At 64.1% G+C, this 18,978-nt stretch carries 18 protein-coding genes; 11 read left to right on the plus strand and 7 right to left on the minus strand.

Features of this window, described 5'->3' with window-relative positions; all coding sequences use genetic code 11:
• The first annotated feature begins 46 nt into the window (after window positions 1–46).
• The 5 genes from ACSMXN_RS15085 (at window position 47) to ACSMXN_RS15105 (ending at window position 4,416) form a co-directional block, all read left to right on the plus strand.
• A complete protein-coding gene (locus tag ACSMXN_RS15085; RefSeq protein WP_196811242.1) occupies window positions 47–874 on the plus strand; it encodes a polysaccharide deacetylase family protein in 828 nt (275 codons plus the stop codon).
• Complete coding sequence (locus ACSMXN_RS15090; protein WP_022912963.1) at window positions 871–2,169, plus strand: YncE family protein; 1,299 nt, start codon at window positions 871–873, stop codon at window positions 2,167–2,169. The genes ACSMXN_RS15085 and ACSMXN_RS15090 overlap by 4 nt, the downstream gene beginning before the upstream one ends.
• Before the next feature lie 36 nt (window positions 2,170–2,205).
• On the plus strand, window positions 2,206–3,180 hold the full coding sequence (locus ACSMXN_RS15095; RefSeq protein ID WP_022912962.1) for a sterol desaturase family protein: 975 nt from the start codon (window positions 2,206–2,208) through the stop codon (window positions 3,178–3,180).
• A gap of 112 nt (window positions 3,181–3,292) precedes the next feature.
• Window positions 3,293–3,712: a hypothetical protein gene (locus ACSMXN_RS15100; protein WP_155958330.1), complete on the plus strand. Its 420-nt coding sequence runs from the start codon at window positions 3,293–3,295 to the stop codon at window positions 3,710–3,712.
• A gap of 95 nt (window positions 3,713–3,807) precedes the next feature.
• Entirely contained in the window at window positions 3,808–4,416 is a 609-nt protein-coding gene (locus ACSMXN_RS15105) for a hypothetical protein (protein ID WP_022912960.1), read from the plus strand.
• Between the two features lie 6 nt (window positions 4,417–4,422).
• Here the strand turns inward: ACSMXN_RS15105 and ACSMXN_RS15110 are convergent, their stop codons facing one another.
• The 5 genes from ACSMXN_RS15110 to ACSMXN_RS15130 all read right to left on the minus strand — a co-directional run bounded on the left by ACSMXN_RS15110 (window position 4,423) and on the right by ACSMXN_RS15130 (window position 9,609).
• Window positions 4,423–5,157: an NAD(P)-binding domain-containing protein gene (locus ACSMXN_RS15110; RefSeq protein WP_081649058.1), complete on the minus strand. Its 735-nt coding sequence runs from the start codon at window positions 5,155–5,157 to the stop codon at window positions 4,423–4,425.
• Window positions 5,099–5,719: a flavin reductase family protein gene (locus ACSMXN_RS15115; RefSeq protein ID WP_022912958.1), complete on the minus strand. Its 621-nt coding sequence runs from the start codon at window positions 5,717–5,719 to the stop codon at window positions 5,099–5,101. Before ACSMXN_RS15115 ends, ACSMXN_RS15110 begins: the two co-directional genes overlap by 59 nt.
• Window positions 5,716–6,807, minus strand: a complete 1,092-nt coding sequence (locus tag ACSMXN_RS15120) for an alpha/beta fold hydrolase (protein ID WP_022912957.1) — start codon at window positions 6,805–6,807, stop codon at window positions 5,716–5,718. The genes ACSMXN_RS15115 and ACSMXN_RS15120 overlap by 4 nt, the downstream gene beginning before the upstream one ends.
• Window positions 6,808–6,846: 39 nt before the next feature.
• Window positions 6,847–7,944: a Gfo/Idh/MocA family protein gene (locus ACSMXN_RS15125; RefSeq protein WP_027139359.1), complete on the minus strand. Its 1,098-nt coding sequence runs from the start codon at window positions 7,942–7,944 to the stop codon at window positions 6,847–6,849.
• A gap of 90 nt (window positions 7,945–8,034) precedes the next feature.
• On the minus strand, window positions 8,035–9,609 hold the full coding sequence (locus tag ACSMXN_RS15130; RefSeq protein WP_022912955.1) for an aminotransferase class I/II-fold pyridoxal phosphate-dependent enzyme: 1,575 nt from the start codon (window positions 9,607–9,609) through the stop codon (window positions 8,035–8,037).
• 246 nt (window positions 9,610–9,855) lie between these two features.
• Between ACSMXN_RS15130 and ACSMXN_RS15135 the strand changes: the two genes are divergently transcribed.
• Together ACSMXN_RS15135 and ACSMXN_RS15140 are read left to right on the plus strand one after the other, a co-directional pair.
• Window positions 9,856–10,500 (plus strand): sigma-70 family RNA polymerase sigma factor, encoded by a 645-nt coding sequence (locus ACSMXN_RS15135; protein WP_155958338.1) that lies wholly within the window; start codon window positions 9,856–9,858, stop codon window positions 10,498–10,500.
• Window positions 10,493–11,203, plus strand: coding sequence for an anti-sigma factor (locus ACSMXN_RS15140; RefSeq protein ID WP_022912952.1), 711 nt, complete (start codon window positions 10,493–10,495; stop codon window positions 11,201–11,203). Before ACSMXN_RS15135 ends, ACSMXN_RS15140 begins: the two co-directional genes overlap by 8 nt.
• Before the next feature lie 18 nt (window positions 11,204–11,221).
• On the opposite strand, the gene pdxR is transcribed toward ACSMXN_RS15140, so the two are convergent.
• The gene (pdxR, locus tag ACSMXN_RS15145; protein WP_022912951.1) at window positions 11,222–12,652 is read right to left on the minus strand and encodes a MocR-like pyridoxine biosynthesis transcription factor PdxR; all 1,431 of its coding nucleotides are present in this window, start codon (window positions 12,650–12,652) and stop codon (window positions 11,222–11,224) included.
• Window positions 12,653–12,717: 65 nt separating this feature from the next.
• Between pdxR and ACSMXN_RS15150 the strand changes: the two genes are divergently transcribed.
• From ACSMXN_RS15150 to ACSMXN_RS15160, 3 genes are all read left to right on the plus strand, one after another.
• On the plus strand, window positions 12,718–13,647 hold the full coding sequence (locus ACSMXN_RS15150) for a DMT family transporter (RefSeq protein WP_022912950.1): 930 nt from the start codon (window positions 12,718–12,720) through the stop codon (window positions 13,645–13,647).
• A gap of 89 nt (window positions 13,648–13,736) precedes the next feature.
• Window positions 13,737–16,103 (plus strand): molybdopterin cofactor-binding domain-containing protein, encoded by a 2,367-nt coding sequence (locus ACSMXN_RS15155; protein ID WP_022912949.1) that lies wholly within the window; start codon window positions 13,737–13,739, stop codon window positions 16,101–16,103.
• Between the two features lie 33 nt (window positions 16,104–16,136).
• On the plus strand, window positions 16,137–16,943 hold the full coding sequence (locus ACSMXN_RS15160; RefSeq protein WP_022912948.1) for an SDR family oxidoreductase: 807 nt from the start codon (window positions 16,137–16,139) through the stop codon (window positions 16,941–16,943).
• Between the two features lie 8 nt (window positions 16,944–16,951).
• On the opposite strand, the gene ACSMXN_RS15165 is transcribed toward ACSMXN_RS15160, so the two are convergent.
• Complete coding sequence (locus ACSMXN_RS15165; RefSeq protein WP_022912947.1) at window positions 16,952–17,725, minus strand: enoyl-CoA hydratase/isomerase family protein; 774 nt, start codon at window positions 17,723–17,725, stop codon at window positions 16,952–16,954.
• Window positions 17,726–17,979: 254 nt separating this feature from the next.
• On the opposite strand from ACSMXN_RS15165, the gene ACSMXN_RS15170 reads away from it, so the two are divergent.
• Entirely contained in the window at window positions 17,980–18,960 is a 981-nt protein-coding gene (locus ACSMXN_RS15170) for an NAD(P)H-dependent flavin oxidoreductase (protein WP_022912946.1), read from the plus strand.
• Window positions 18,961–18,978 lie beyond the last annotated feature (18 nt).

Raw genomic sequence — 18,978 nt, forward strand, 5'->3', positions numbered from 1 at the left:
TAGATACAGCTGTGAACACCGCCCGCTACGCGGTATGGTTCGCGCCGTGCCAGCCATCGTCAACCGCCGGACGATGCTCATCGCCGCCGTGGCAGGAGTCCTGACAGGCTGCGCGAGAGCTGCCCACCGCGTGGCCCTGCAAGGCAGTGCAACACCTTCCGTCCCATCCTCGACAAGTGCGACGACCGCTGGCGAAACGACGACCAGCAACGCCCCCAGCGGCGCGAAGAAACCAGCGAGCTCGGCGCGAGCACGCAGTACGGCTCCCCCCGGTCCGGCAAACGAGATCAGTCATGGCGACCGCACCCGTCCTGAGATCGCACTGACGTTTCATGGCGCAGGCGATCCGGGTTTGGCTACTGAGATCCTGCAGATTGCCAAAGCCCACGAGGCTCAATTCACCGTGATGGCGGTGGGAAATTGGTTGGCGCAAAATCCGACAGTCGCGCGCGCCATCGTCGACGGTGGCCACGAGCTCGGCAATCACACTTGGAGCCACCAGAATCTCACCGAGCTCGGGACGGATGCGGCCCGTGCCGAGATAATTCGCTGTCGCGAGACGTTGAGGCAAGTGACGGGCCGGATAGGGGCTTACTTCCGCCCGTCAGCCACGCAGTTTTCCACTCCGCTCATTCGTCAACTGGCGGGCGAAGCCGGTTATCCGGTGTGCCTGTCCTACGACGTCGATTCCCTGGACTGGACTGATCCCGGCGCTGCCGCGATCCGCGACAATCTGAATTCGGCCACGGCGGGTTCGATCGTCAGCCTGCATCTCGGCCACCAAGGCACGGTCGAAGCGTTGCCGGCAATCCTGCAAGACCTAGCGCGCCGCAAGCTCACCACCGTCACAGCGAGCAGATTGTTGCGTCCATGATTCCTCAGCACCTGCGCGGTCACGCCCGGTTGTCATCGACAGTCGCGATCGTGGCAATTGCTCTCGCCGCCGTTCTCGCAGTGTCGGCGTGCAGCGACACTGCTTCATCTCGCGTCACGAACTCGGTCAAGGTCCAGACCTCAGCCACCCCCGACATAAGCCCGGTCGCGCAGTCATCGCCTTTGTTGTCATCGCCTCTGTTGTCATCGCCTGTATTGTCATCGTCGCCGGCACTGACAGGTTCAATGCCGAATTTGTTGCCGGGGATGCCGGCGCCACTCGTCGCCAACAATGTCTACGCAGCCGACGCGGCGAACGATCTGAGCGCAACCGTGATACAAGATCGCGCTTTGGTCTACGTGCCAAACTCGAACAGCGGCACCGTTAGTGTGATCGATCAGCAGACCATGGCCGTGATCGACAGCTTTCCGGCGGGTAACGAGCCGCAGCACGTAGTGCCTTCCTATGACTTGAAGACCCTCTACGTGACCGCGGACATCTCGCCGGGCAACGGACTGACCGCTGTCGATCCGAAGACCGGCAAACCGGTCGGCCACTATCCGGTCATAGACCCGTACAACCTCTACTTCACACCTGATGGAAAGTACGGCATCGTCGTCGCCGAATACTTCAAGCGTCTCGACTATTACGATCCCCACACCTGGCAATTGCTCGATTCGCAGTTGCTACCCACCTGTGACGGCATCGACCACATCGACTTCTCCGCAGACGGCCGTACCATGCTGGCAAGTTGCGAATTTGCTGACCGCGTCGCCGTGATCGATGTCGCAAGCCATGCGTTGATCCGTTTCATCGCCCTGCCACAACGCTCTGACGGAATGCCACAGGACGTGAAGCTGTCCCCGGACGGCAAGATCTTTTACGTTGCGGACATGATGGCCAACGGAGTCTATGAGATTGATGGCGCGGGCCTCGGTGTCCTCGGTTTCATTCCGACCGGTCAGGGCACCCACGGGTTGTACATCGATCGCACTGCAACGCGAATGTTCATCACCAATCGGGGTGAAGGCACGATCAGCGTGCTGGACCTCGCTTCGCGGAGCGTGGTAGCGAAATGGTCGATACCCGGTGGCGGTAGCCCGGACATGGGCAACATCTCGGCCGACGGCAAGATCTTCTGGGTGTCCGGCCGCTACAACGGCGTCGTTTACGCGATCAGCACCGACGATGGCCATGTCATCAAGCAGATCCCGGTCGGAGCGGGGCCGCACGGGCTCTGCGTCTGGCCGCAGCCGGGACGGTACTCCCTTGGCCATACCGGCATCCTCCGCTGACTGAACCAGATTGCGCAGCCACACGTACCAGTAGGCATGGTGGACACGGATGCACCTGCCGAGCTTCGCGCTGCCGCCGTGCGTTCGGTCTACCTGCCGTCCCTCGCCCTGGCTGCACTGACAGCGTGGCTGGCGTGGTACGGCTGGTCCGCGCTGAGCGCCTACGACTCGATCGCGGTCATCCGTGCCGGGCAACTGCGCAATGCCGGACCGATCGTGCTTGGCTTCGTCACGGTCGTTCTGGCGATAGAGCACCTGCGGCCCGCTCAGCGACGAGCTTTCCGCGCGCGTGGGCCCCAGCTGGACTTCGGTTATTTCGTTGCCTACGCGCTGGTAGTCATGCCCTTGGTCACATTGCTGGGGGCCGGTTTCGCCACCCTTCTTCAGCGCCACGCGGAATGGCTAGTGCTGCCCAGGCTTTCCCTGATGCCGCGCGCGGGAATGATCGTGATCGGATTGCTTGCCATCGACGGGACGGATTGGCTGGTGCACCTGATCAACCACAAGATCAATCCGTTCTGGCGCATGCACGCAGTCCACCACTCGCAGGAAGAGCTCGGCGTGCTGACGACATTCCGCGCGCATCCGCTGGTGCACCTGAGCTTCGTGCTGAGCGTGGTACCAGGCTTCGTGCTTACATCGAACGCTGCTACTCCGACAACGCTCACCACGGTGTATGCCTGCCTGGGCACGCTGCCGCACGCCAACGTCGACTGGAGCTACGGTCTGGCCGGTCGAATTCTGGTCAGTCCGGCCTACCATCGCATCCACCACCGCGCGTGCGGTCGCCTAGACATCAACCTCGGAGTGGTTTTCACGATCTGGGATTCGTTGACCGGTCGGGCCATCTACCCCGAAGGTGACCGGTTGATCAGCGAGACCGGGTTGGCCGGGCGCCCGGTTCCCATCGAGCAAAACGACGGCAAACGTGGGCTCACGCGGACCTTTGTCCGGCAGTGGGCTGAGCCATTCACCCAGCCGAGCCTTCGTAGCGGGGCTGAGGATGCCTAGTCGAATCGTTCGCACTCGCCGGATTGGCTGTCGGAGCCTTCTCGTCGGCAGCGCGCTGCTGTTGATTGGATGCACGGGGTCGCCGCAGCGCGCGATGGTCGGCAGCTCATCGATGCCCGCAAGTCCATCGACCGGGGCCGAAGGTTCGCAACATGATCTCGGCAAACAGTATCTGGCGATTGCCACGCCGGCGAACGCCAAACTGGATACCGCTTTCGATGCCCTTTCCGACCGCGACGACGGCGATCTGCAGGCGGCGCAGGCCGATCTCCGCAGTGTGGCAAGCATAGAACGCGACTTCGATCGCCAGTTGCTGGAAATATCGCTACCAGATCAGATCGCTACAACGGCGCGCGCGCTGGTTCAGGTGAACGAAGCGCGCGCCGAGCTGAGCATGCGGGCGGCCACTTCAACCAGCTTGCAGGTCCTTCATGGGTACAAGCCGAAGCTCTCAACAGCCGACACACAGGTCGAACAGCAGGTGCGAACGATCCGCACGCAACTGGGGCTCCCGCCGCCCGATACCAGCTGATGGGTGAACCGACCGGGCGTTAGGTGCGTAGTAATCAAGGAAGGGGCCGACGCGAAATCGCGAACATCCGGCCCGAACTTGAAACGGAGCAACCCATGAAGGTCTCATCCGCAGCCCGCGGAACTCGACTTGCTAAGTACGGTTTACCCCTGGCAGCTCTAGGGATTCTCGCAACGGCCTGCAGTAGCAGCGGGGGCGGCGACAACCCGACGGTCACGACCCCTGCCGCAGCGGGGTCAACCGCGGCCAGCGCCCCCGCAGCCGCGGCTCAGGCCGGATCGATCATGGTGACCAACGGTCATCTCACCGATGCCAGTGGACGGACGCTGTACCTCTGGGTAGCCGATACCGGTGCCGCGTCGACTTGTTCCGGTGCGTGTGCCATGGGATGGCCGCCGGTGCCCGCTTCCGGTACCCCCACCGCGGGTAGTGGCGTCACCGCCACCGATCTGACGGTTATCAAGCGCACCGACGGAAGCAGCCAGCTCGCTTACGCCGGACACCCCTTGTATTACTTCGTCGGCGACAAGGCCGCCGGAGACGCCAACGGCCAAGGCAGCAGCGCCTTCGGAGCGAAGTGGTGGGAGGTAAACAGCAGCGGAGCCGCCATCACCGCCGCCGCGATCGCACCGCCGGCTTCCGCACCCGCACCCGCAGCCCCGGCGTCGTCCTCGGCGTCATCGGGTGGCGGCTACGGTTACTGACCGATCTCAGGCGCGGAATTCTTCGGTGCGGACAGGCGATGCTTCTGCCAACGCTTGGATCGTGTCCTGGATTCCGAAGTCCTTGCCATACACGGGCGTACCCGGTTGCTGGCGCCAGGATTCTTCAAGACTGCCGCCGTCAACCGGGTCGAAGCCCAACTCATCGATGAGGTCGAAGACCAACTTTTTGCCCGCACCGTCCGCACCCGCGATGGGCAGGGCGATTCGGCCGTCCGCACCTCGCGGTCTGCCGCCCTCGAGAAGTCGTTTCCACCAGATTCCGTTGAACACTTTCAGTACCGGCACACCCAGTTGCTCGGCGACCCAGACACTTTCCGGGCTGCCATTCTCGATACCTGCAATGAGCCCGTCGCGCTGTTTGGGGTAGTAATTGTTGGTCTCGATGACCGGTGCGCCAGACTTCGCGCCGCTGACGATGCCCGGCGCAAGATCAGGAACGTTCTTCTGCGGGATGCTGACGATTACCAAGTCAGCATCTTCGGCCGCGTCAGCCGCCCAGACTGCTGTGGCGCCAGTTTCAGCGGCCAGTTCAGCCAGGGTCTGTGGGTCGCGTGAATTCGAAACTCGAACGGTATGACCTAGCGCGGTCAATCGACGCGTGAGCGTTCCGCCGATCTGGCCTGCGCCAATAATTCCGACCTTCACGTGGCCACTCCTCGACTTATTCCGGTTCCGGTTGCTCAGGCAGTCCACGCCGCTGCCGGGCGGCGTTGTACTCATGAATCAGATTACGGTCGTAGTTCTGCGTCCATTCGACCGGCAAGGCCTTCCAGGCGTTTCCGATGTTCAGTCTCGGCGCTCGTTGCAGCCGCTCCGCGGCGACGATATCGCCGATGAAGAGCGTGCTCTCCTCCAGGTCGAGCTGAGCGATGACCCGAGCCTCGACGTAGCTGAGTGCGTCCAGCAAGACCGGCGAATCGGTAACACCTGGTTTGGTGCCGAACTGCGCGATCTTGTCGCCGTCGCGTCCGGAGCTTCCGCCCAGGCCCATGATGATGGCAAGCGACTTCGCCAAAACCTCGCTGCCCGGGTCGCCGTCGGCAAGTAGGTGCATGACGAACACACCTGAATCCTTCACCAGGTCATGAGTGAAGTTTCGCTTGGCGAGGCTTATCTGAACACGTGGCGCCTCGCGCAGCACGCTCGCCGAACCGGCTGACAGCGAGATCAGTCCATTCGCGCGACCTTGTGAAACAGTCGTGATTGCCACGGGAAAGGGGCGCAGCCCCGCGAGCACCGCTTCGGCCGCGCTCTGTTCGGCGTCGCTCAGATCGGCCGTCATGAGGTCTGCTCCGCTGCGGCGGCCAGCTGGCGAGCCGTGCGAAGCTGCGCGACTCCTGTCCCCCACGAATGAATTCGCTCCCAGAAGAGGTGTCGGGTGTGCGCGAAGTTGTGCATGTGACCCATTCGCGGGCAGACGAAAACCGAGATGTCGGTCGAGCTCTTGAAGGCGAACGGCTCCATCCAGGGGTTGGGCACGACATCGCGCTCGCCGACCGCGACGAGGACGGGAACGGAGATCGCTGCCGCTTCCGTCGCGACCGCGCCAGGCGCGACCATCAGAATTCCGCAGGTCGGTGTGCCCGGCGATCGCCAGCTCGGCAACGGTCCCTCGTGCGTTCCGGCGCTTGCGGCCATGTCGAGCGCGACGATGTCGGCTGGTTCGTCGTCGTAGTGAAATGACCAGGCGAACGGATGCTCGCCGACCGAGGCAGCGTCACCGAGAGATTCCTGACCACCAAGCGTGGGGCCTGCCGCCGCCGCAAGGGCAGCCTCGTTCAAGATCTTCGGATTGTCGAGGCCAGCGCTGCGGAGCATCCAGGGCCATACCGCGGCCGGCGCACCGGGACGGGTCGGAACCACCGTGTGGATGCCACTGAAACCCAATGCGGCTATACCGTCGAAGGTCTGGTGTTGACCCTGCAGGACGATGGTGAAACAGCCGCCCATCGACTGGCCGAGCGCGAGCTTGGTTGGATTGCGGATCGCGGGATAGCCCGGGTGCAGGGTGCCCTGTTCGAGCTTTTCCAGCACTGCCTCGACAGTCGCCTTGTTCCCAAGAGCGACGTTGTCGAAGTCAAGGACATTGCCCTCTGGGGCAGTTGCATCGCCGAAGCCCAGATGGTCGCACGTCACCACGATCCAGCCGCGGTCTCGGTGCCAACCGGCCTCGCCGCCGCCTTCGCTGTCGGGCATATCGAAGGAGTAGTACCGGCGGCTGTAGCCCCCACCCGGAAACGCAAAGCACACGATCGGAGGCTCACTGAGCAATTCCTCATCGGGCAGAAACACCGTCGCCGTCGTGTGCGCGGGCATTCCGAGGCCGGCCTGCTCCGTCACGTCGATGCTGAGCTCAATTGGATCGATCATCAGTGAATCTTCCTTTCGCAGACGGGCTAGTTGTGGGGCTCAGGATCCACTTTCTGGGAGATCGACCCACCCTGCGCCGGCTGAGGAGTCCCGAGCGGCATCGATGAGCCGCTGCACGGACCAGCCGTCGCGAACGGTCGGAACTCTGGAGGGCTTTCCGTCGAAGGCGGGTAGCCATTCCTCGAGCATGACTGCCATGGCGTGCCTGGACCCCGAAGACATCCTTCCGGCCGGCCACTGAGTTCCGCTACGAAGCGGACGATCCGGAATTTCCAGCGGCCGGACACCCTCGTCGGCGGGGCCGCCGTGAACGAACACCGAGTCACCGCTGGCATCCCGTTCGGCGCGCACGGTGTCGTCACTGCCGAGGAGCTCGAATGCCGAGCTGTTGGCGTGAATCCCGACAACCGAGGTCGAGACCGTCGCCAGCGCGCCGGATTCCATCCGCAGCAGCAGTGCCGAGGTGTCATCAGCATCGACCTGCAGCGGTTGACCCTCCTCGCGCGGACGCTCCTTGACGACGGTGCGAACGTCGGCGGCGACGGCTATCGCGCGACCGAGCAGGGTTTGCAGGTAGTCCAGCTCATGCGAGGCCATCCCATTGAGGTAGCCGCCGCCCTCATCGATGCGGTACATCCACTCAGACTGTTCGCCACGACTCGGGTGCCAGTACGGCGCTGTACGCAAGACCGACGCGAAATAGGGTTGGCCGAGACCGCCACCGGAGACGAAATCCCACAACGCCAGCCGTTGTGGGCTGAATCGGTTCTCGAAGCACACTCCGGTCACCAGACCCGAGCCCTCAGCGGCTTGGACCATCTCCCAGCCTTGCTTGCCATCCAGCGCGAGCGGCTTCTCGCACAAGGTGTGTTTGCCTGCGGCGAGGGAAGCGAGCAGCATCGTCCGGTGCATACCCACCGGCGCGCTGATCGAGATCACGTCCAGGTCCGATCGCTTGACGAAGGACTCCCAGTCCGTGCCGAAATCCGCGATTCCGAGACGGCCCGCGGCCGCCTCGACCGAGGACTGCCGTCGTCCGCAGAGGGCGACCACTTCGAACTCCGGAACCGCCCGAAAAGCTGGAACGTGCACCAACGATCCCCAACCGACACCTATGACGCCGACTCGCAAGGCCATGAAGTTTCCCCTCAGCTCCGCTGTTCCCGGCTGCACGCTACGCCAGCTGGAATCTGCGGTCGAGGCGTTGTGATCGCATACCGCTTGTGGTCACGAGACTTCTTCGCGGGCCTCCAGCGCAAGGCGAGAGGCACCGACGGACAGAACGTAGACATCGGCCCCGCTCCTGCGGCTCGCCGCTACCTGTTGACGAAGCCGGTCGGTCCATCGGTCGCCCGGCACCGCCAGCGGAACACCTGGCGGATACGCGATGAGCAGCTGATTGACGATTCCGTCCGAGCCTGGCCCGGCACCCAGACCGCCGGCCAGCTCACGACCGACGACGTGCCCGAGCGCGCGCCGAGCCAGTGAACGCAGTGCGTCGAGTAGACGTTGTACGTCGCTAGCGGTAATCCCAATGTGCAGGTTCAGCAGAAAGCCGTGCGGCAGAGTTCGGGATACATACACGCCGTAGTCGTGAAACAGCCGCAGCCGCACTTGCTCACCGGTCAAGCCGAGGCCAGACACGTCGATCAGAACTTTCGTGGGATCAGCGGAAAAATACCTGCGGTGCGCGAGGTCTGTTATCGGATTGCGCGAGGTGCGGTACCCCGATAATTCGCCGTCGGTGTCGATCGCTTCGTGTACTTGTGCGGCGAGATCGAAGGCGCGCTGGATCAGCCGCTCACCGTCTGCTTGGGCGTGAGCCCGGGCCAGGTCGAGCGAGGCCAGGATCGGCACACTCGGCGAGGTCGTGTGTCGTCCGTAGAGCGTCGCCGCCACTCGCCCGATGAGCTCAGAATCGCCGAAGACGTGTAAATAGGAACCCTGTCGCGCAGCGCTCATCGACTTGTGGGCTGACTGCGTGACCAGGACGGCGGGCGCGCCACCCGCCGCCGAGATTCGGGCCGCGGCGTCGAGGGCGGTCAGCGACCGCAGTACCGGGTGGAACCTGTTTATCGCCGACCAGGCCTCGTCGACGATGAAGGAGGTTCCCGGTGAAGTGGCCAGGCACTCGGTCATGATGCGGTATAGGTTGTACAGCACGCCATCGTAGGACGAGCCGGCGAGCACGATCGTGTCGTAAGGCTGACCGATTTCGGCCGCGTCCGTGACCATCCGCAGCAACCGCGGCACATCGAGCAGCGGTTGTTGTCCCGGAGACTGCGGCCTTTCCGACGCTGGCGCGTAGTCGATCGTCGCCGGGGACTGAGCGACCGCCACGTGAATTGACTGATGGGCGGTGCGATCGACCAAGATCCGCCGACCGCGTCCGGCCAATGCGTCGAAGGCGACCTGGTTGGCCAGTGTGGTGCCCGCGGTGACGAAGAACGTTTGGTTCGCGCCGAAGGCGTCCGCGGCCAGCTGTTGTGCGAGATCAAGGCTTGCGCTCGGCCAGAAGTAGGAGTCCAACGCGCCGCCCGCATACGTCACATCTGTCTGCAGGTACGCCTCACCGAACAGCCGCCGGTACTTGTCACCGAGCTCACCCGCATCGGCCAGGCTGCGGCCCTGCGACCACGGCAGCGCATGAAAGGAAACGATCTCCTCAGCACTGGCCGCTGCTGCTCGCAGACCTAGTACCGCGTCTGCGAACGGGGTGCGCAATTTCCGATCCGGGTTGCTCGACAATGGAATACCCTCCTGTGCGGCCGTTCGGTGACGCTGGGCGTCGCTGCGTGGCATGACTCAACTGTCGGGAGTGATACGCATCCCCCTTCGTCGACGGTTCCCAGCCAGGTGAAATTTCTTGGTAGGGAACCGATACGGGGTGCAGATCCGTATCCACAGCATGGGGACCATGCAGCGGGCCACACCCGGCGGCCGGTACGACATCGACCGGTATGACATCGACCGGTACGACATCGACCGCTATGACATCCACCGCGACATCGACCGGTGCTCTCGGAGTCAAAGGGGGCTAGCGTGCTGATGGTGGTGATGGACGATGCCGAACTGGCGTCCCGGTTCGCCGACGGCGACCCGGACACAATCCGCGTTGTCTACCAGACTTATGGACGGCTGGTTTATTCAGTCGCCTATAAAGTGCTGGGCGACGTCGCCCTTGCCGAGGACGCGACCCAGCAGACGTTCATCCAGGCGTGGCGGGCGGCAAGCAGTTACGATCCCAGCCGAGAACTGGGACCGTGGTTGGCGACCATCGCTCGCCGAGCAGCGATAGACGTCTTCCGTCATGAGCGTCGCCATCGAAACCTTGACGGCATCGAGTCGGTCGAGAACGCCTTGGTCAGCCCACCACCCTCGGCGGAACAGATCTCGGACGTCTGGGAAGTAAGGAAGGCGCTCGAGAAGCTTCCCGATCAAGACCGCGAACTGATCCGGATGCAGCATTATCAAGAACTCACACACAGCGAGATTGCTGAGCGTCTGTCGATACCAGTCGGAACCGTCAAGTCCCGGACCTTCCGTGCCCATCGCCGATTGGTCGGTCTGTTGGGCCACCTCCGGGCCGGCGACGACGATCCCGCCATCGCCGCTGAGCACCACGGTCGGGATATGGATACTGGAGACGGCGCAAGGGCAGCGGCACGCAGGAAGGGGCAGTCCGATGGGTAACGAGGAGCGCGGCGCCTACCTTGCCGGCGATGACACCGTCTCGCTGCCTGCTGACGAGCGAGCCGAGCTCGATGAACTAGGCGGATTGCTCGCCGACCCTGCTAGCTGGGCCGAACCGCCAGCCGGTCTACAAGAGCACATCGTCTCGGCGATCACGGCAGAACGTGCAGCTGCCGAAGCTGATTCGGCAGAGACTTCACCGGTTATCTCAGTTTCAGAACCGTTGCCATCGACCGTGCTCGTGGCGGATGAGCTCAGCGGTCGGCGACGATCACGCCGGATTCTCTATACGGTTCTCGGCGTCGCAGCGGCCCTTGTGCTCGCCGCAGGCATTGCGATCGGCACGACGGGACACGATTCGAAGCCGATGCAATTCGCGGCAGCGCTGACCGGCACCGAGCTTGCACCGAACGCCTCGGGAACGGTCAACCTCACCCAGACCACGAGCGGTTGGCAGATTCATCTGCAAGCAACAGGCCTTCCTCGGTTGGACAACGGTCGCTACTATGAGGCTTGGCTCAAGAACGGCGAAGGTGCGTTGGTGCCGGTCGGCACGTTCAACCAGGCCAATGACGTGACTTTGTGGGCCGGTGTGCCGCCCAGCAGCTATCCCACCTTTACCGTCACGCGACAGCAGGCCGACGGCAACCCGACCTCGTCCAAACAGGTTGTTCTCGCAGGCACAACCAGTCGCACCCACTAGCGACCAACCGCTACCCGGTCACCATCGACCGAGAAGTCGGGCCAACCGCTTGATCCCGGTCCGAATCGCGTCTGGCGCCGAGGCAGCGTAGCCGAGGACGAGCCCTGGCGGGCCGGGAAGCTGTCTGTGCCACGACAGCGGCTGCACCCGCACCCCACGTGCCAGGGCCGCTTCGGCAATGGCAGCATCGTCAATGCCCTCGGCAAAGGTAACCATGAGGTGCAATCCGGCGGCGATACCGTGCACGCGAGCCTGCGGCAGGTGCTCGGCCAGCGCGGAGGCCATCGCATCCCGACGCTGACGGTGGCGACGCCGGACGGCGCGCAGATGTGCTTCAAGAGCCCCCGATCGCATCATGGCCGCCAAGGCCAGCTGAGGCAGGACGGGATTGCCCAGATCCGTATTGCGTTTCCATTCCACGATGTTCTCGAAGTATCTGGGTGGCGCGACGATCCAGCCGATCCGCATCGCCGGAGCCAAGATCTTCGAGATGCTGCCCAGGTAGATCACCTGCTCTGGCGCCAATCCCGCCAGCGCCTGAACCGGCGGACGGTCGTAGCGGTGTTCGGAGTCGTAATCGTCTTCGATTATCAAGCCACCGGCCACGCTCCAGGCCAGTAACTCGCGGCGGCGGTTAGGCGACAGCACGACGCCCGTGGGGAATTCGTGAGCAGGCGTCGCCAGAACAGCCTGCGCGTCGGCTGCCAGTAGGTCCGATACCACCAAACCCTCCTCGTCCACCCGTACCGGTGGCGTGCGCATGCCCCAGAACTGCAATTCGTGTCGCGCGCCCAGCGATCCCGGATCTTCCACCGCCACCGATCTGACCCCACCTGCGGCTAAGGTGCTCGTCACGAGAGCGAGGGCTTGGGCGACGCCGGCGACGATGATGATGGATTCAGCCGGGACCGCAATCCCACGGACTCGGCCAAGCCACCTGGCCAGCGCTTCTCGCAGCTCCACGGCACCTTGCGGGCTCGGGTAGCCGAAATGCCGATTGGTTGCGTGATCGAGCACGCTTCGTTCCGCCTTCAACCAGGCCATCCGAGGAAACGCCGCCAAATCGGGGACGCCAGGAGACAGGTCGATCTCGACAGTCGGTCCAACGGGATGCAGACGCTCCGCAATTTCGCGGCCCTTGCTCGGCCCCGGGAGCGGCCCGACTGTTCGTTGCGGCGAAGCTGGCGTCGTCGGCGTGGACACCACAACGGTGCCGGCGCCTCGGCGCCCGACCACTCTTCCGTCGTCCACCAGCCGCTGATAGGCCTCGGTGACGACGCCGCGAGACACTCTGAGGTCGCTGGCGAGGTCGCGGGTCGAGGGCAGCCGAGCACCGACGGCGAGACGGCCGTCGGCAATCGCAGCTCGGAGTTCATCGGCCAGCCAGCGTGCGAGCTGGCCGGGAGGAGCCGACTCAGCATCGAGTTGCAGAAAGTCGGCGCCAGTCATTGGCCCTATGAAACAGGATCACCTTGGATCTGTCGATAGTGCCAATGCGCGGTGATCGTTAGGGTATGGCTTCCCAACTGCGCAGCGTTTGCTCTGGCGCGCTCGGCATGGTCTTCGTGGGTACGAGCGTGTCGGTGTCCTCGAGGTTGGTCGGCGCGCCGCTGTTGACGGCTCAGGCCATTCGCTATGCGGTGGCCTTCGGACTTCTCTTGGCCATGATCAGCATGAGCGGCGTTGTCGTGCCGCGCCCACGCGGATCTGACTGGCTCTGGTTGGTGGGCGTTGCGGTAAGCGGGCTGGTCGTCTTCAACGTCGCCATCGTCAGAGGCGTTGCGCACGCCGAACCGGCAGTGATCGCCGTTGCCGTTGCCTGCGTACCCGTATTGCTCGCGGTAATCGGCCCGATCGCGGAACGGCGAACCCCGACGCCCACGGCGATCATCGCGGCGGCGGTCGTCACCGGCGGCGGCGTCCTGGTGGTCGGCACCGGGCGGACCGATGCCAGCGGAATCTGGTGGGCGGCCTTGGCCCTGGCCTGCGAGGCCGGCTTCACGTTGTTGGCGGTCCCCGTGCTCCCCCGGCTGGGAGCGATGGGCGTTTCATTGCACGCGGTGTGGATCGCGGCCGCCATTCTCGCCGCGTTCGCCCTGCCGATCGAGGGTCCGGCAGCAGCTGCCGCTCTGACGCCGGGACAGTGGCTGGCGATGCTTCACTTGGCGGTCGTGGTCACGGCCGCTGCATTCGTCTTGTGGTACTCGGCCGTCCGGGCGCTGGGTGCTGGAACTGCCGGACTGCTCACGGGCATCGCGCCGATCTCGGCGGCCGTTGCCGGTATCGGGCTGGGCGCGGGCATACCGGCGCTGCCAGTCTGGCTGGGCATGCTCGTGGTCCTTGCCGGTCTCAGCGTCGGGATCTGGCGCGACCGCATCCGACCGGTCGACCGAAATCTTGAAGCAACGTCGCCACTCGAGAGCACGGCGTCCGGAACGGCGTGACGCCAGTTCGCCACAACCACTGTCGCAGCACCTGACATCGGTGCATCATCACCGAGAACCCTGCCAATGCTCGGGAAGGCGGATCGACTGTGAATGCACCCGCGGCCAGGTATGTCGGCCAGTCAGTACGGCGCCGTGAGGATCTACGCCTGGTCACGGGTAACGGCCACTATGTCGAGGACGTAGCCTGGCCCGGCGTCTTGCACGTCGCGTTTCTGCGCAGCCCGCTCGCACGAGGGCGCATCACCAAGTTGGACGTTTCGGCGGCACAGGGTTTGCCTGGAATCCACGCCGTTCTGACCGCGGCTGACCTGAACTCGCACGCGCGCGAGTGGTGGCAGAACATGATCGGCAAGGATGCTCCACAGCCACCGAAACGACTCCTGGCCGAACACGATGTCCGCTTCGTCGGCGAGGCGATCGCGATGGTGCTCGCATCATCGCGTTACCTGGCCGAGGACGGCGTCGATCTGATCGACCTCGACCTGGAGCAACTGCCGCCCGTCCTGGTAGAAAAGTCCGGCTTCGACGGCGTCGCGGCCGACTCGGAGAATCTCGTCCATCCGGAGTGGGGCAGCAACGTCGCACAGCTGCTCCCCGGTCCGATGGGACCGGGGATGCCGATGGAGAATCCGGTCCTGGAGTCGATCCTCGCGAACGCCGCTCATGTCGTCACCGAGACATTCACCCAGCATCGCTATCTCTGCGTGCCGATGGAAGGTCAAGGGATCAACGCGCGCTGGGATCCGTATCGACAGAGCCTGGAGATCGTGTCTGCCACCCAGAGCCCGCACGAAGTCCGCAGCTGCGCCGCGCGCCTGACTGGCTTGAAGGAGAGTCAGGTGCACGTACTGGCCGAGGACGTCGGCGGCGGCTTCGGGCAGAAGATGTTTCCGGCCACCGAGGAGCTCGCCGTGATCATGGCGGCGTATCGCCTCAAGGCCGCCGTTCGCTGGATCGAGGATCGCAACGAGAACCTCATCGCCGGCGGCCACGCACGCAACGATGACCTGACGATGACCGTGGCGACAGATGAGAATGGAAAGATCCTCGGCGTCAAGGCACATCATCGTGAGGATGTCGGTGCCTTCCCGGCGTATTCGGTGGGCAGCAGCGCTTCGGGTGTCGGGATGTACCTCTCCGGGCCATACGACTTCGGTAACTTCTTCTTCAGCGCCGAGACCGTTTTTACCAATACCTGTGGACGGGTTGCCTACCGCGGTCCGTGGATGATGGAGTCGGTGGCGCGCGAACAGATGATGGACGTAACCGCCGCCGCCATTGGGATGGATCCGCTGGAGTTTCGCCGAGTCAACGTCATCAAGCCCGAGCAGTTGCCGTTCACCACCGTGGGCGGGCTGGTCTACGAGACCGTGACTCCGCAGGCCACGTTGGAGCAGGCGGCCGAGATGATCGGCTACCCGCAATTTCGCGCCGAACAACAGCAGGCGCGCGACCGTGGGCGGCTGCTCGGTATCGGTTTGAGTTCCTACATCGAGCCCTCCGTCGGTTTCGGTGTGATGGGTGCCGAACAGGTGAACATCCGTATCGACTATGGCGGAACCGTCGTCGCCACCACGGGATCGGGCAGCCACGGCCAGAGTGTCGAGACGACCCTGGCCCAAGTGATCGCCGACAGCCTTGGCGTCGACATCGCCAATGTCGTTCTCACTCAAGGCGATACCGACGTTGCTCCATTCGGTTCCGGGACTGGCGGCAGCCGCACCGCCGCGGTTTACGGTGGAGCCGCGCGCGAAGCTGCACTCCTGCTGCGCAGGAAAGTGCTGGCGGTCGCTGCCGAAGCGATGGAGGCCTCGGCGGACGATCTCGATTTGGAGCTCGGGGTGGTGTCGGTCCGCGGCAACCCCGGGGCAACCATGGCCCTGGCTGATATCGCGGCCATGGCGTACGCGGGTCATGCTGCGTTGCCACCGGAGATGGAACCCGGCCTGGACGTGGTGTTTCGGATCCGGGCGCCGAACTTCATGTTCTCCAACGCCACGCATGCGACCATCGTCGAGGTCGACCCCGTTACCGGAGCAGTAGAAATCCTGCGATACGTCGTCAGCGAGGACTGCGGAAACATGATCAACCCGATGGTCGTCGAGGGGCAGATCGCGGGTGGCGTGATCCAGGGCATCGGGGGCGTGTTCTACGAGAACTTCGTCTATGACACCGAGGGAAACCCGCTCACGACCACCTTTCTCGACTACCTGTTGCCGACGGCGGCTGAGGTCCCGACGATCGAGTACGGACACATCATCACGCCCTCTCCGACGCCCGGCGGCTTCAAGCCGATCGGCGAGGGCGGTGCGATCAACTCCCCAGCAGCGCTGGTCAATGCGGTGCGGGACGCTCTCAGTCCGTTCGGCGCTCGGGTGACGACGCAGCCACTCGGTCCACAGCAGGTCGTCGATTACATGCGCCAGGACGACGCGCAATTTCCTGCCCACTGAAAGAATGTCTCAGAAAAATAAGGGGAATAGTCGATGGATGCTCTTCTCGACCTGAGCGGCCTGGTGGCCGTTGTCACCGGCGCCGGTACCGGAATCGGGGCGCGCACCGCGCACCTGCTCGCTGAGCACGGCGCCGATGTGTCGCTGGCCGGGCGCAAGGCTGACAGGCTAGAAGAGACCGCCACCAGCGTGCGCGAGGCAACCGGTCGCGCGGCCCTGGTCGTTCCCACCGATGTCCGCGAGGACGACAGCGTCGCCAACCTGATCAGCACGACCGCAGATCACTATGGCCAGCTGGATATTCTGATCAACAACGCCGGCGGCGCCTACATGTTCCCGTTGAAGGACACTCCGCCCGATCGTTGGCGCAACGCGGTCGAGCTGAACATGACCTCTGCCTATCTGTGCGCTCAGGCGGCGCTTCCACATCTGGTCAAATCTCGTTCGCCGGCCATCGTGAATATCTCCTCGGCCGCCGGCGTCAACGGAGTCAAGGGCGGCGCCGCATATTCAGCCGCCAAGGCCGGCCTGCAGATGCTCACCCGGGTGATCGCGGCCGAATGGGGGCCCAAAGGCGTGCGCTGCAACGCGATCGCTGTGGGCGGCGTCGCCTCTGAGGGGGCGCTGCGCTCCTGGGCGCGGTTCGGCGAGTCCGCTGAAACGATGGGCCAACGAGTCCCGTTGCGTCGGGTCGGCTATCCGGATGACATCGCGAACGGCGTGCTGTTCTTCGTCAGTCCGCTCAGCAGTTGGGTATCCGGTCAGACCATCTCCATCGACGGCGGCCCGAGCGGTATGGGCGGCCTGACCGACGACGTGCTATGGCCTAGCGATCAGTAAGACCGCGGCTAGCCGTAGTTGGGTTTGCGCCGCTGCTGCAGCGACGCCAGACCCTCGGCAAACTCAGGGCCGCCTACCGCACGCGTAAGTTCGTCCACCTGCGTCCGGACCAGGTCGTCCAGCTCGCCGAATGCTCGTTCAATCCTGAGTATTTGCTGTTTCGTAGTCCGGACGGCGCCCGGCGCACTTGTCGACCAGCGCAATCCTGAACTGATCTCCGCTGCGGACCCGGTCGATATCTCATCGACGAGGCCAAGGGAAAGAGCTTGCTCAGCGGTCACGACGCCGGCCGTCTCGAGAATCGGCCACGCCTTTCGGGTGCCGATCCGACGGCACAACAACCAGCTGCACAACATGTCACCCGCAGGTAGACCGAGCCCGGTGAACACGAAGCCGAACTTGGCTCGCGAAGTGCTCACAATGCGATCGCATGCCATCGCGATACTCGTCCCACCACCGAAGCACGCCCCATCGACCACGGCCACTGTCGGCAGCGGGAAACGAGTCAGCCTCAACACCATGTCAGCGGCGAGCGCGAGCACGTCGCGTCGGGCGGGCTCATCCATTGCACGCAGGTCATCGAGCAGGCCGAGGTCAGCACCCGCGCAGAAAGCCTCCCCGGCACCTCGGACCACGAGGCCGCGCAGTCCGGCTGCCTCGCTGAGTTCGACGATCGCTGCGTGCAGCGCCCGCCAATCGGCCAGATCTGAGGCGTTGAGGCGCCCGGGTGCGTCCAATACGACGTGCGCGACGTCAGCCTCGACCGAGACCGTGATAGCCATGACACTCCATCTGCCCTCGGTCGGGCGCATAGTGCGGTTGCAGCAGTGCGGTTGCAGCAGTGCGGTTGCAGCAGTGCGGGTGCAGCAGTGCGGGGTGCATAGTGATCTCGACCGCGATTTGCGCCCGCTGTTGGTCACAATCTACTGCAGCGCATCGCAACCATTCGTAAGGTCTATTGGGCTATCTATTCGTTCTACTGTCAGAAGCGAGTTCGCCACGCAGGCGGCGGCTCGGACACTACCTAGGAGCCGTCATGTTCAAGACCGCGTTCACAGAAACCTTCGGGATCGAGCACCCCATTATCTGTGGCGGCATGACCGGCATCGGTACCGCTGAGCTCATCGCGCCGATCGCCCAGGCTGGCGCCCTAGCCTTTCTCACCGCGCTGACCCAGCCCACTCCAGAGGCGCTGGCGAAGGAGATCGCGCGGTGCCAGGAGATGACAGACCGTCCGTTCGGCGTGAACCTGACCATCTTGCCCACGGTCGAGCCGGTGCCCTATGACGAGTACCGCGACGCGATCATCGCCGGCGGTATCAAGATCGTGGAGACCGCCGGTTCAAACCCGGCCCCGCACCTGCCGTCGTTCAAGGCGGCCGGTGTCAAGGTCATCCACAAGGCCGTCGCGGTACGCCACGCCCTCAAGGCCCAATCGCTCGGCGTGGACGCAATCAGCATCGACGGCTTCGAGTGTGCCGGCCACCCGGGCCCGGACGACGTGCCCGGGCTCGTGCTGATTCCGGCCGCCGCCCGTGCCCTCGACATCCCCATCATCGCCAGTGGCGGATTCGCCGACGGCAAGGGACTAGTGGCCGCGCTTGCTCTCGGCGCCTCTGCAATCAACATGGGAACCCGATTCGTGGCCACCCAAGAGGCACCGGTGCACTACAACGTCAAGGCTCAAATCGTGGCCAACACTGAACGCGACACCCAGATCGTGTTCCGCAAGTTCAACAACACCGCCCGCGTGGCCCGCAACGCCGTCTCCGCGGAAATCGCGGAGATCGAGGCCCGCGAGGGCAGCACCTTCGCCGACATAGCCCACCTGGCCTCCGGCGCCCGCGGCAGACTCGAGGTTCTCGCCAACGGCGATATGGACGGCGGCATGTGGTGGGCGGGCCAGGCTCAGGGGCTCATCCATGACATCCCGACCTGCGCCGAACTCGTGCAATCGATCATGGACGAAGCGACCGCACTCGTCGGCACCACGTTGCCCGGCATGCTGAGCCGATGATGTCTCGGACGGAATAGC

The organism is Parajatrophihabitans canadensis, assembly GCF_053764775.1.

Bases quoted from the DNA above. Each gene is read 5' to 3' on its own strand.
- ACSMXN_RS15105 (WP_022912960.1), top strand. From the start codon at position 3,808: ATGAAGGTCTCATCCGCAGCCCGCGGAACTCGACTTGCTAAGTACGGT.
- ACSMXN_RS15140 (WP_022912952.1), top strand. From the start codon at position 10,493: ATGGGTAACGAGGAGCGCGGCGCCTACCTTGCCGGCGATGACACCGTC.
- ACSMXN_RS15130 (WP_022912955.1), bottom strand. From the start codon at position 9,609: ATGCCACGCAGCGACGCCCAGCGTCACCGAACGGCCGCACAGGAGGGT.
- pdxR (WP_022912951.1), bottom strand. From the start codon at position 12,652: ATGACTGGCGCCGACTTTCTGCAACTCGATGCTGAGTCGGCTCCTCCC.
- ACSMXN_RS15100 (WP_155958330.1), top strand. From the start codon at position 3,293: ATGCCCGCAAGTCCATCGACCGGGGCCGAAGGTTCGCAACATGATCTC.
- ACSMXN_RS15095 (WP_022912962.1), top strand. From the start codon at position 2,206: ATGGTGGACACGGATGCACCTGCCGAGCTTCGCGCTGCCGCCGTGCGT.
- ACSMXN_RS15115 (WP_022912958.1), bottom strand. From the start codon at position 5,719: ATGACGGCCGATCTGAGCGACGCCGAACAGAGCGCGGCCGAAGCGGTG.
- ACSMXN_RS15135 (WP_155958338.1), top strand. From the start codon at position 9,856: ATGGTGGTGATGGACGATGCCGAACTGGCGTCCCGGTTCGCCGACGGC.
- ACSMXN_RS15160 (WP_022912948.1), top strand. From the start codon at position 16,137: ATGGATGCTCTTCTCGACCTGAGCGGCCTGGTGGCCGTTGTCACCGGC.
- ACSMXN_RS15165 (WP_022912947.1), bottom strand. From the start codon at position 17,725: ATGGCTATCACGGTCTCGGTCGAGGCTGACGTCGCGCACGTCGTATTG.
- ACSMXN_RS15125 (WP_027139359.1), bottom strand. From the start codon at position 7,944: ATGGCCTTGCGAGTCGGCGTCATAGGTGTCGGTTGGGGATCGTTGGTG.
- ACSMXN_RS15120 (WP_022912957.1), bottom strand. From the start codon at position 6,807: ATGATCGATCCAATTGAGCTCAGCATCGACGTGACGGAGCAGGCCGGC.
- ACSMXN_RS15110 (WP_081649058.1), bottom strand. From the start codon at position 5,157: ATGAGTACAACGCCGCCCGGCAGCGGCGTGGACTGCCTGAGCAACCGG.
- ACSMXN_RS15150 (WP_022912950.1), top strand. From the start codon at position 12,718: ATGGCTTCCCAACTGCGCAGCGTTTGCTCTGGCGCGCTCGGCATGGTC.
- ACSMXN_RS15170 (WP_022912946.1), top strand. From the start codon at position 17,980: ATGTTCAAGACCGCGTTCACAGAAACCTTCGGGATCGAGCACCCCATT.
- ACSMXN_RS15090 (WP_022912963.1), top strand. From the start codon at position 871: ATGATTCCTCAGCACCTGCGCGGTCACGCCCGGTTGTCATCGACAGTC.